The 13,211-nt window shown below is 73.8% G+C and carries 3 protein-coding genes; all 3 read right to left on the bottom strand.

Annotation, left to right across the window (positions count from 1 at the left end; translation table 11 throughout):
• A partial coding sequence (locus K9U40_RS11580; protein ID WP_282890352.1) for a condensation domain-containing protein occupies nt 1-1,850 on the bottom strand: 1,850 nt, incomplete at its 3' end.
• Nucleotides 1,851-1,853: 3 nt separating this feature from the next.
• Nucleotides 1,854-7,343: a type I polyketide synthase gene (locus tag K9U40_RS11575; protein ID WP_282890351.1), complete on the bottom strand. Its 5,490-nt coding sequence runs from the start codon at nt 7,341-7,343 to the stop codon at nt 1,854-1,856.
• 10 nt (nt 7,344-7,353) lie between these two features.
• Nucleotides 7,354-13,209, bottom strand: coding sequence for a type I polyketide synthase (locus K9U40_RS11570; RefSeq protein WP_282890350.1), 5,856 nt, complete (start codon nt 13,207-13,209; stop codon nt 7,354-7,356).
• Nucleotides 13,210-13,211: the final 2 nt, after the last annotated feature.

The raw sequence follows: 13,211 nt of genomic DNA, 5'->3' as shown, positions 1-13,211 counted from the left end.
GAGATTAGCTGCAGTCTCGTGGGCTCGGAGATGTGTATAAGAGCCAGCCGCGCCACGGCGATGCGGGCACCGCTCCGGGCGAGGATCTCCGCCTGCCGCGCCTGTGGCCAATGGGGGTCCAGCGGCACATAGGCCGCCCCGGCCTTGAGGATGCCGAGGAGACCCACGATCAGATCCACCGAGCGCTCCAGCCGCAGCGCCACCGCCCGCCCCGGCCCCGCGCCGAGCTTGATAAGGCGATGGGCCAGCCGGTTGGCGGCGGCATCCAGTTCGGCATAGGTGAGGCTGTCCGCCCCGCACACCACGGCGATGGCGTCCGGCTGGCGCGCGGCCACGGCGGCGAAGAGGGCATGCAACCGGCGTTCGGAACCGGTCTCCAGCACCGGGCCGATGCCCGCCGCAAGCGCCTGCCGCGCCTCGTCTGCGGACATGAGGGCAAGGTCGGCCACCGCCGCGTCGGGCCGGGCGGCGATATCCGCCAGCAGCGCCTGGAACTGCCGCGCCATGGCCGCAACGCTCGCGCGCTCGAACAGGTCGGCGGCATACTCAAAGGTGCCCATCAGCTCGGCACCGTCATCCTTGATGGAGAGGCCGAGATCGAACTTGCTGGTGCCGGGGTCCACGTCGAGATATTCGACATCCAGACCCTCCGGCGCGATGCCCGCCGGCAGCTTCTGCACGTCGAACATGAGCGCCGTCAGCGGCACGGGGCCGAGGTCGCGCTCCCGGCGCAGATGCTCCACCAGCCGCTCATGGGGATAGAGCTGGTGCGCCCGCGCGCCGGTCGCCGCCTCGCGCACGGTGCCGAGGAAGGACCGGAAGGGGGCCTGCCCGTCCAGCTTCAGCCGCAGCACCAGCGTGTTGATGAACAGCCCCACCGCGCTGTCCAGCTCCGGCAGATCGCGGGTGGTGCTGGGCACGGCGAGGAGCACGTCGTCGGTGCCGCCATGGCGCGACAAGAGCACGCCATAGGCCGCCGCCAGCGTCGCGAACAAAGTGGTCTCGCAGCTCTGGGCCAGCGTGCGCAGCGCCGCGCTCAGGGTCGCATCGCAGCGAAACACCACGCGCCCGCCCGCCGTGCCGTTGAGGGCCGGGCGCGGCCGGTCCAGAGGCAAGGCGGGAGGCGGCGGCGCATCCGCCAGCGTCCGCGTCCAGTAGTCGCGCTCGGTGTTCAGCGCACCGGCCGCGAAGCGCTCCCGCTCCCACACCGCATAATCGGCATATTGCACCTGCGGCGCGGGGGCCGGCGCCCGCTCGCCGCGCTGGCGGGCGCCATAGGCGGCGAAGATCTCCCGGAACAGGCCGGCAGCGGACCAGCCATCGAGCACGATGTGGTGGACCACGAACACCAGCACCTGCTCATCCGGCCCTGTCTCCAGCGCACACAGCCGCAGCAGCGGCGGCGCGGCGAGGGCGAACGGGCGGCGGATGGCCTCGCGGATCGCGACTTCCACCGCATCCGCGCCCATCCCCGAAAGGTCGCGCCGCTCCAGCGGCAGCGGCGCGGGCGGGGCGATCACCTGCTCCGCCGTGCCCCCGGCCGCAACGATGCCGGTGCGCAGGATCTCGTGCCGGGCGATGAGGTCGTCAAGGGCGTCGCCGATAAAGTCGAGCCGGAGCGGGCCGCGCACGCGCAGCACCACCGCCTCGTTATAGGCCGGGCTCGCAGGATCCATCTGGTGCTCGAACCACAGCCGCTCCTGCGCGAACGACAGGGGAAAGCCCCGCCCGTCGCGCGGCTGGGGCGGGATGCGCGGCGCGGCCGGGGCCTGCGCCCGCTGCCCGAGCCGGCGCGCCAGCAATTCGCGCTGCTGGGGGGACAATTGGGCGAGGCGGTCTTCGATGTTCATGGGTCAGGCCACCCTCTGCCCGGACGCGAGCAGCGCCTCGACTTCCGCTGCCGGCAGGTCCTCGATCTCGTCCAGCAGGGCCTCGAGGCGCTCGTCTACCGCCAGTTCCCCGTCCAGCCAGTCGGCGAGGCGCGCCACCGAGCCGGTGAAGAGGTCCACGATGCTGGGCGCTGCGTCGAACTGGCGTTTGATGCGGTTGCGGATTTCCACCGCCATGATGGAATCCATGCCCAAAGTGGTCAGCGCCCGCCGGTGGTCGAGCTTTGCCGCATCGAAGCGCAGCACGGCGGCGACGATGGCGCCGAGGCGCGCCTGCAGTTCCGCCTTGCGCTCGGCCGGCGCCATCAGCAACAGGTCGGCGATCCCGGCGCTCGTGGAGGGGGTGTCGGGCGCAGTCGCCTGAAGCAGCTCCAGCCGCACCGATGCGGGCACCTGCGCCCAGTCGGCATTCAACACCAGCGCCTGGGTCTCGCCGCGGCCCATGAGGTGGTCGAGGGCCGCCATGCCCTCATCCGGCGCGATGGGTTCGACGCCCGAGAGCCCGGCCCGCTCCGCAAGGCCGAGGCGCGCGAACAGGCCGATCTCCGCCCACGGCCCCCAATTGATGGCGGTGGCCGGCAGGCCCGCCGCGCGCCGGTGAAAGGCCAGCGCATCCTCGAAGGCGTTGGCCGCGCCGTAGCCGGCCTGCCCCATCTGCCCCAGCACCGAGGAGGCGGAGGAGAACAGCACGAAATGATCGAGCGGCAGGTCACCCGTCTGCCGGTGGAGCGCGAGGGCGCCGGCCACCTTGGGCCGCATCACGGCGGCGATGTCGTCCGCGCTCATGCGCAGCAGCAGGGCATCCCGGATCACCCCCGCCGCATGCACCACGCCGCGGATGGGCGGGCGCGCCTCGTCGCGATGGGCGGCGAGGAAAGCGGCAAGGCGCGTCTCGTCGGCCACGTCGAAGGCCTCCACCCGCACCGAGGCGCCCAGCGCCTCCAGCGCCCGCACGGCGGCGACGCGCTGGCCGGCCTCGCTGTCGGTGCCGAGCCGCGCCCACTCCGCGCGCGGCGGCAAAGGCGTGCGGGCGATGAGGATGAGGTGCCGGGCGCCGCGCGCCACCAGGAAGCGCGCCGTCTCCAGCCCGAGGCCGGTGAGGCCGCCGGTGACGAGATAGCTCGCGTCCGGCCGCAGCAGGACCGGCCCGGCCGGCGCCTCCGGCCTCGGCAGGCGGGCGAGGCGGCCCACCAGTCGCCGGCCGGCGCGCAAGGCGATCTCCCGGTCGTCGCCGGGGTCCAGCATCTCGTCTGCCGCCGCCGCGCAGAACCCGGCGGGGTCGGCGGGATCGAGGTCGATCTGGGCACCCCAGATCTCCGCATGCTCCATGCCCACCACCCGGCCGAAGCCCCAGAGCGGCGCCGCCACCAGATCGGGGGCCGGGTCCGCCCCATGGCAGGCGACCGCCCCGCGCGTGACGATGAACAGCCTCGCCCGCGCCGCCCCTTGCGCCAGCGCCTTCACGGCGGGAAGGGCGCGCGCCGCCACCGCCTCCAGCACAGCGGCGGGCACATCCGTGCCGGCCGCCCCGCCCTCCAGCAGCACCACGCCGCGCAGGGCGACGGCGGCTGCGATCTCCGCCGCAAGGTCCGCACCGGGCGCAAGCAGGCGCACCTCGCCGCCGCGCTGGCGCAGGGCCGCGCCGAGGCGGTCCGCAACCGCTCCCGGCGCCCCGGCCAGCAGCCACAGACCGGCGGCAGCGCCCGGCGCAGGGCTCGGCGCGCGCGGGCGCTCGTGCCACTCCAGGCGATACAGGCTGTCGCGCAGGGACGCGCTGGCTTTGGGCCGCATCTCGTCCACCCGGCGCAGGGAAAGGCCGGTGACGCGCGCCACCACCGTGCCGTCGGCGTCGCTCAGGGTGAGGTCGGCGGCAAGGCGCGGCGCGCCGGGCACCGCATCGGTGGCAAGCCGCGCATGGACGAACACCCGCGCCGGCACGGCCGCAAGCTGCGCCAGCGTGGCCACGCCCTGCGGCAGGTAGACCGGCCGCGCCCCGCTCGCATCCGTCCCGATGGCGGCCACCACCTGGAACGCCCCGTCCAGCAGGGCGGGATGAAGGCCGAAACCGGTGCCGGGCAGGCCCTGCGGCAGCGCCACTTCCGCCCACGCCTCGCTGGCGCCGGCGCGCAGCGCCCGCACCCCCCGGAAGGCCGGCCCGTAATCGAGGCCACCGGCGGCGAACCGGTCGTAGAAGCCGGCGAGGTCGATGGGCATGGCGCCCTCATCCATCACCGGCGCAGGCGCGGCCGGCGCCTGCGGGGCCGCCTGGCGCACGCCGATGCGGGCATGCAGCGTCCAGCCGTCGTCCCGGTCGCCCTCGTCCTGGACCGGGCGGCTCAGCACCGCCACCTGCGCCCCGTCCCCGCTGGTGCGCGCCAGCGTCACCTGCACGCGGCGCGCCTCGCCCGCGGGCAGAAGCAGCATCTTCTCGAACCGCGCATCCTCCAGCACGACGCCCTGCCCGTGAGTCCCTTGCCCCGGCATCGCCTCGCGCGCCGCCGCCAGCGCCATCTCCAGATAGGCCGCGCCGGGCAGGACCGGCATGCCGGAGAGGGCATGGTCGCTGAGCCACGGCAGGCTCGAAATGTCGATCTCCCCATCCCAGAACAGCGCCCCGCCCTGCGCCGCCGCGAAAGGAGCGCCGAGCAGCGGATGGGTGCCCACCTTCCGCGCGCCGGCCGAACCGCCGGTGGTGGCGGCGATCTGGTCCACCCAGAAATGCACGCGCTGCCACGGATAGGCCGGCAGCGAAACGCAGCGCCCCGCGGGCAGCACGCGCCGCCAGTCCACCGCAAAACCGTTCGCCCACAGGCCGCCGATGGCGGTGGCGAGATCGAGGGCGCCATCCCCCTCCCGCGTCAGCGTCCCCAGCGCGACACCGTCCGCGCCCACATGCTGGAGGATCTGGCGCACCGCCCCCGCGAGGACCGGGTGGGGGCTGATCTCAAGGAAGAGGTGCGGCCGCTCGCGCGCGAGCCTGGCCACCGCATCGGCCACCCGGAACGGGTCGCGCAGGTTGCGGCTCCAATAGGCGGCGTCGAGGTTCGGGCCGGGCTCGTCCGCAAGGGTCACGGTGGAAAGGAAGCGCAGCTGCGCCGGCCGGGGCGCGAGCGCGGCAAGGGCCGCCTCCAGCGCCGGGCGCAGGCTGTCCATGGCCGGGCTGTGGGCCGGCACGTCCACATTCTCCAGCAGCCGGGCGAAGATACCCGCCGCCTCCATCTCCGCCAGATAGGCTTTGAGCGCCTCGCCGTCTCCGGCAATGAGGGTGGAAGCGAAGCTGGTGACGCCGGCCACGGCGAGCCTATCGGCCACGGGCGCCAGCGCGGCTTCCACCTCCGCCGCCGGCAGGCCGACCACGGCGGTGGCGCCCACCCCGCGCTTGGTACGCAGCAGCCGGCTGCGGGCGAGGATGACCCGCCCCGCATCCTCCAGCGAAAGAATGCCGGCGGCAAAGGCGGCCGGGATCTCGCCCATGCTCTGGCCGATCACCACATCCGGCACCACGCCAAGCTCCCGCCACAGGGCCACAAGGCCGGCCTGCATGGCGAAGAGGACGGGCTGCACCACGTCGATGTCGTCGAGGCGCGAGGCCTCGGGCGCCGCGTTCAGCTCATCAATGAGGGACCAGCCGGCCTCGGCGCGCACCAGCGCATCCAGCCGGTCGATCACCGCGCGGAAGGCGGGCGCGGTGGCATGGAGGTCGCGGCCCATGCCCAGCCAGTGGGAACCCTGGCCGGAGAAGACGAAGGCCAGCGGCATCCCCGCCTCGCCGTCCGGGGCGGTGCCCGCCACCGCGTGCCGCTCATCCGCGCCGGCCAGATGGGCCTCCAGCCGGGCGGCCATCTCCTCCCGGCCGGTGCCGGCCACCGCGAGGCGAAAGGCGTGGTGGGTCCTGCGCAGGGCGGCGGTGGCGCAGATGTCGGCGAGCCCCGGTGCATCGGGCGCGCGCAGGAAGGTGACATAGGCCCGGGCCAAAGCCGCGAGCGCATCCGGCGATTTCGCCGACAGGGGCAGCACATAAGCCGTCGCGCCTGCGGCAGGCCCGGAGACGGCAGGCGGGGCGATGGCGGCCGGCGCCTCCTCCAGCACCACATGCACGTTGGCGCCGCCGAACGAGAAGGCGCTGACCCCGGCGACGATGGGCTCGTCCGGCGCGGGAAACGGCCCGGCGGCGGTGCGCACCTCCAGCGCGAAGGGCGCCTCCGACAAGGCCGGATGGGGGGTCTCGAAATGCAGGTTTCCCGGCAGCAGGCGATGCTTGAGGGCCAGGGCCGTCTTGATGATGCCGGCAATGCCGGCGGCGGATTCGGTGTGGCCGATATTGCTCTTCACCGAGCCCACCACGCAGCCGTGCCCCGGCGCGCGATCGGTGCCCAGCACCTTCGCGAGGGCCTGAAGCTCGATGCGGTCGCCGACGATGGTGCCGGTGCCGTGGGCCTCCACATATTGCACCCGGCCGGGGGCGATGCCGGCCTTGCCATAGGCCTCGCGCAACAGCTTTTCCTGCGCCGGCCCGTTGGGGGCGGCGATGCCGTTGCTGCGCCCGTCATGGTTGACCGCGCTGGCGCGGATCAGGGCATAGATGCGGTCGCCGTCCGCCTCGGCCTGCGACAAAAGCTTCAGCACCACCATGCCGGCGCCCTCGGAGCGCGCCATGCCGTCGGAGGCGGCGTCGAAGGTGTGGCAGCGCCCGCGCGGGGACAGCGCCCCCATGCGCGAGAAGCAGATGTCCGGCGCCGGCACCAGATTCACCGCCACCCCGCCGCACAGGGCCAGCGTCGCCTCGCCATTGCGCAGGGTCTGGCAGGCGAGGTGCAGCGCCAGCAGCGAGCCCGAGCAGGCGGTGTCCACGGTCAGGCTGGGGCCGTTCAGGTCCAGCACGTAGGACAGGCGGTTGGCGATGATGGAATTCGACGTGCCGGTGCCGGTGGCCGCGGACACCCAGCGGTCGTCCGCCGTGATCAGCTGGTTGTAGTCGTTGGTCAGCGTGCCGACCACAACGGAGGTGGGCGAGCCGGCGAGGCGGTCGGCCGGAATGCCGGCGTCCTCCAGCGCCTCCCAGGCGGTTTCCAGCACCAGCCGCTGGCGCGGATCAATGAACGGCGCCTCGCGCGGGGTGATGCCGAAGAAGTCGGCGTCGAACCTGTCGAGGTTCGGCAGGTAGCCGCCTTCGCGGCTCACCGTCTTGCCGCGCGCCTGCGGGTCGGGATTGTAGAGGCTGTCGATGTTCCAACGGTCCTGCGGCACCGGGCCGAGGGGGTCTGTGGCCCGAACCAGAAGGTCCCAGAAGTCGGCGAGGTCGGCGGCGCCGGGGAAGCGGCAGCCCATGCCCACGATGGCCACCGGCTCGCCCTGCCGGCGCTCCAGCACCTCCACCTTGACGCGCAGGTCGCGGATCGCGCGCAACGCCCGTTCGGTGGTGGTCGCGGAGCTGCCGGCGGTGCGGTCGGGCATGGATGAGGCCTCAATATTTCAACGCGTTGAGCTCAGCGAGGAGCGCGCTTTCGGCATCGTCCTGCGGCTCGGTAAGGGCAGCGGCGGGGTCCTCCTGCCGCCATCCCAATACCTCCTCAGCCAGGTGGCGCACCAGGGCGTCGATGCTCGGATAATCGTAGGCGAGGGTGGCCTTGAGCAAGACACCCAGGTCCTTCTCCAGCGCCGCCTTGAGCTCCATGTTCATGAGGGAATCAAAGCCCATGTCCTCCAGCGGCCGCGCCGGGTCCACCGCCTCGGGTGCGGGAAATTCCAGCGCCGTGGCAACAAGTTGGCGGACATGGGCACGCAGCAGGCGCGCCCTCTCCGCGCCACCTGCTGCCTCCAGCCGGACGCGGAACGGCGGAGCGACCGGCCCCCCATCCTGTGGCAGCGTGGCAGCGGCAAACCCAGCCAAAAGTCCTGTAGGGCCAAGGCCTTTCCTCAATCCGGCCTGCCAGCCGGTGGGCAGCACCGCCACATGCCCGGGGCGGCGCGCCACAAGCTGCCCCAGCACCGCCGCCGCGGCCGCGGGCGAGATCCGGCCCATGACGCCAGAATCCAGCGTTTGCGCCATTCCCGCCCCCTCCCACGGCCCCCAGTCGATGGCCTGCGCGGGCAGGCCGAGGCCGGCGCGATGCTCGGCGAGGGCATCAAGGGCGGCATTGGCGGCGGCGTAATTGGCCTGTCCCGGCAGCCCGAGAAGGCCGGACGCCGAGGCATAGAGAATGAACATTTCCAAGGGCTCGTCGAGGGTCGCCCGGTGCAGCAGCCACGCCGCGCGCAGCTTTGGGGCGAGCACGCGAGCGAAATGCGCCGGGTCCTGATTCACCAGCAGCGCGTCATCCAGCACGCCGGCGGCATGGATAAGCCCACGCAGCGGAAGCATTTTTTCCCGCACGGCGGCGAGCAGATCCACCACCGCCGCCGGCTCGCTCACGTCCGCCTGGAAGATCTCCACCCGCGCGCCGGCCCGGTGCAACGCCGCCACGGCCTCCCGTGCGGCCTCCCCCGGCGCGCTGCGGCCCACCAGAGCGATGCTGCGCGCGCCGTGGCGCACCAGCCAGGAGGCCGCATGAAGGCCCAGCGCGCCGAGGCCGCCGGTGACGAGGAAGGTCGCGTCGCCGCGCACGGTGTCGCCGGCCGGGGCCGCCGCCTGCCACAGCACGATCTTGCCCATGTGCCGCGCCCGGGCCATGTGCTGGAAGGCGGCACCCGCATCATCAATGCCAAAGAGTTCGGAGCGCAGCGGCACGAGGGAGCCATCGGCGAGACGGGCGACCATCTCGGCCATCATCTGCGCGATAAGGCCTTCATCCTGCTTGATGTCCCACAGGTCGAAGGGGTGGTAGGCGATGTCGCGGCCGAGCGCCGCCACATCGGCCGCGCTCCAGATGCCCATCTTGCCGATCTCGACGAAGCGGCCGCCATCGGCCAGCGCCGCGAAACTCTCGGCGATGGCCTCGCCCGAGAGGCTGTTCAGCACCACGTCCACGCCCCGCCCGCCGGTGCGGCGGCGGATCTCCGCGGCGAAATCGGCGGTGCGCGAGTTGAACAGGTGGGTCACGCCATGGCGGCGCAGATGGCCCCATTTGGCCGGGCTGGCGGTGGCGAAGATTTCCGCCCCGGCCCGTTGCGCCACCTGGATCGCCGCCTGCCCGACGCCGCCCGCCGCCGCATGGATCAGCACCCGCTCGCCGCGCTTCAGGCCGGCCAGGCGGTCGAGGGCGTAATGGGCGGTGAGGAAGGCCAGCGGCAGGGTGGCGGCATCGCGGAACGACAGGCGCTCCGGCTTCGGCACCACGAACGCCGCCGGCACCCGCACCCGCCCGGCGAGGCTGCCCACGGTGAGGCCGGCCATCACCGGCATGTTCACCGCGAGGCCCTCGACGCCCGGCCCCACGGCGGCGATGACGCCGGAGCATTCGAGCCCGTAGGGCATCCTGTCGGCGCTGTCGGGCAACAGGCCCATGGAGTGCAGCACGTCGCGGAAATTGAGGCCGCTCGCCACCACGTCGATGATCACTTCGCCGGGGCCGGGCGGCCGGCCGTCGAACCGTGGCATGTCGATGGGATGCTCCGGCTCGGCCGGGCGGTCGGCCACGAGCCGTGCCGCGAGGCACACGCCCCGGCGCAAGGCCAGGTCCTCCCCCGCCGGCGCCGCCATGAGGCAGGCGGCGAGAGCGGGCAGGTCCGCGCCCCCTTCCGCCTCGGGGTCGAGATCCATGCGGGTCTGGCCGAGATCGGGATATTCCGATGCCGCCACCCGCGACAGGCCCCACAATCCGGCCTCCGCCACGCCGGTGACGGGCTCCCCGCCGACGCGCTGGGTGCCCCGCGTCACCACGTCCAGCCGCAGCCCGGCGCGATGGGGCGAGCGGCCCGCGGCCTGGATCAGCCGCAGCAGGCGGAGATGGGAGGCAGGCACATCCGCCGCGCCGGGATCGGCCGGCAGGGTCGCCAGATAGACCAAGCGGCAGTTGCCGTCCGGCATGCGGGCATCGGAAATCCAGCCTGCGAGGGCATCCACGCCGGCGTCAAGCGGGGGCGGGCGATCCGCCACCTCCGCTCCGCGCGCCGCCAGCGCATCCGCCAGCTGCCGCACCAGAGCCGGGTCGTCGCCCAGAAGCGCGAAGCGGCCCGCGGACCGGCCGGGCGCGGGCGTGGCGGTAAGGTCCACCCGCTGCCAGCCCAGGCGCAGCAGCTCCGGCTGGGTGGCGCCCCCGTCATCCTCCACCGTTTCGGCGCCATGGGCGATGCGGACGAAGGCCACGCCGTCCAGCTGCGCCACAACCTGCCCCGCGCCGTCGCGCAGGACCAGGTCCACATGGCAAGACCGCGCCGAGGGATCCCCCCTGAGCCGCAGCGCCGAGGTGGCCGCGCCGCCGGCCGGCGCGAACACCGTCACCCGCCCGATGCCCCGCGGCATCCAGGTCTCGCCCGGCCCGAGCGGCGGCAGGATCGCGCTCGAGGCGACGAGGCACGCATCCAGCAGCGCGGGATGGAGGAGATAATCGGCGGCGCTCCCCGCCTCCCGCGGCAGCGCCGCATGGGCGATGACGCCCTGCGCGACCATCGCAAGCTCCTTCAGGCCGCGAAACGCCGGGCGGTAGTCGAAGCCCAAGGGCGTCAGCCCGCCATAGATGGCCGCCCCCGGCGTGCGGACGGCGGGGGCGGCCAGGCCGGCATCCCATGCCACCTCCGGCGCCGGCACGCAGACAAGCCGGGCGGTCGCGTGCAGCGTCCAGCCGCTGCCGGGATCACGGGCGAACAGCTGCCACGCCCCGTCGGCGCCGACGACGGTCTGCACCTCCACCCCGCCCCGGTCGGGCAGCACCAGCGGGCGGACGATGGCCAGATCCTCGACCCCGGCGGCGACGGACGCCAGGACCGCCCGGCCATTCTGGAGCGCGACCTCGGCGAAGGCGGCCATGGGGAAGGTCGCCCGGCCGCCGAACCGGTGGTCGAGTAGAAACAGGTGCCGTTCGCCGCCGAGGGTGAGGGTGAAGCGCACCTCGTCGCGTCCCGCGAGGTCCAGGCGGCTGCCGGCCAGGCCGCGCGGCGCGTGCACCGGGGCGGCATCCGGGCGCGGGATGAAATAGGCGCCGTGCTCGAACGGGTAGGCGGGCAGCGAAAGCCGGCGGCGCGGCGCGTCCACCGCCGCCCAGTCCAGATCGAGCCCCGCTTTGTGCGCGGCGGCAAGCCGCGGGGCGATGTCCTCCCACACGGCGCCGGAGGGCGTGATGGGGATCACGACCGCGCCCGGCACCTCCACCGCCGGGGCGGGCGCGCCGGTCAGCTGCGCCCACCAGTAAGCGGGGCTGGTGACCTCTGCGGCGACCTCGCGGCCGAGCAGGCCCGACACCAGCGGCACGACCGGCGGCCTCAGGGCGAGGCCGCGCACGGCGGCGATGAAATCGAGCCGCCCGGCCTCCACATGGGCACGCCCCAGCGCAGCCCGCCGGGCGCGCAGCAGGGCGCCGGCATCCGCCAGCGAGAGCATGCCGGCAAGGCAGGCGGCGACCACCTCGCCGGCCCCCTGACCGCAGATGCGATCGGGGACCACGCCCCAGCTGCGCCACAGGGCTGCCAGCGCATAGGCCAGCACAAAGGCGGCGGCCGGGCCCTCCTGCACCGGCGGGGGCCCCGCCTCGGCGCAGGCGGCGACCGCGGCGGCGAAGGCCGGATCGCTCGCCATGAGCGCGCGCCCGCCATCGGCGGGCAGGTCTTCCGCGTCGGGACAGGCGAACAGCACCTCCGGCCGGCGCGGCGGCGCGGTGGCGATCTCCGACAGATGCGCCAGCCTGCCCGCCAGATCGCCCGCATCGGTGAACGGCACGGCGGCCCGCACCGGAAAAAGCCCCCGGCCGGCATTGAGAGTCAGGGCCACCGCGCCGGGATCGGCCTGCGGCATTGCCGCGAGGGCCTGCGCCTGCCGGGCCGCCAGCGCCCGCAGCGCCGTCTCGGTCCTGGCGGAGAGGGCGGCGACATAGCCGGACCGGCGCGGCGCGGGTGTGTCGGCAAGGCGGGGGGCCGCTTCCAGGATGACATGGGCATTGGTGCCGCTCATGCCGAAGGCGCTCACCGCGCCGCGCATGGGCCCCTCGGCGGGGAAAGGCGAGGGCGCGGTGGGCACGGCGAGGCCAAGCCCGTCCCACGGCACATAAGGGTTGGGGGCGGTGAAATGCAGGTTGGGCGGCACCTCCCCGTGGCGCAGCGCCAGCACCACCTTGAGGAAGCCCGCCACCCCGGCGGCCGCTTCCAGATGGCCGAAATTGGTCTTGGCCGATCCCACCAGCAAAGGCGCGGCGCGATCCGCGCCATAGACCGCGCCCAGGGCCCTCAGCTCGATGGGATCGCCCAGCATGGTCCCGGTGCCGTGGGCCTCCACATAACCGACGGAACGGGCGGGGATGCCGGCATCGGCCAGCGCGGCGCGGATCACCGCCTGCTGCGCGGCACCGTTGGGCGCGGAAATGCCGTTGCTGCGCCCGTCATGGTTCACCGCCGAGCCCCGGATGATCGCCATCACGGGATCCCCGTCGCGCACCGCGTCGGCGAGCCGGCGCAGGGCCACCACCCCGCAGCCCTCGCCCCGCACGAAGCCGTCGGCATCGGCGCTGAAGGTGCGGCAGCGCCCGGTGGGCGAGAGCGCCTGCATCCGGCACAGGCCCAGCGTGATCTGGGGCGACAGGATGAGGTTGACGCCGCCCGCCAGCGCCCGGTCGCACTCCCCCGCGCGCAGGCTGCGGCAGGCGAGATGAATCGCCAGCAGGGACGAGGCGCAGGCCGCGTCCAGCGCCATGGCGGGGCCGTGCAGGTCCAGCGCATAGGCGATGCGGCCGGCGGCGAGGCTGCGCATCATGGCAAGGCCGGCATGGCCGTCGATCTGGTCCGCCGGGCGGCGATAGAGCCGCTCCTGGGTGTAATCGTCGGAATAGATGCCCACGAACACGCCGGTGTTCGATCCGGCCAGCGCCTGCGGCGACCAGGCGGCGCGCTCCACCGCCTCCCACGCCACCTCCAGCAGCAGGCGATGCTGCGGATCCATGGACGCCGCCTCGCGCGGGGAGATGCCGAAGAAGGCGGCGTCGAACCCCTCGATGTCGTCGAGGCTGGCCATGTCCCGCGCATAGGCCGAGGCGGCGCCGGGATCGTCCGCGCCCCAGCGGCCGGCCGGCACCGGGCGCACGGCATCGCGCCCCTCGCGCAACAGGCGCCAATAGGCGGCGGGATCGTTCGCGCCGCCGGGAAAGCGGCAGCCGGCGGCGACAATTGCGATGGGTTCCCCCTGGGCGGAAGCGGGCGCCGCCGGGGGGCCGTCGCGCAATGTCAGGGGCTGCGCCATGG

The organism is Xanthobacter autotrophicus (genome assembly GCF_030015065.1).
GTDB classification, from domain to species: domain Bacteria; phylum Pseudomonadota; class Alphaproteobacteria; order Rhizobiales; family Xanthobacteraceae; genus Xanthobacter; species Xanthobacter autotrophicus_D.
The sequence above is the reverse complement of the archived record's forward strand: the minus strand, read 5'-3'. Positions and strand labels throughout refer to the sequence as shown.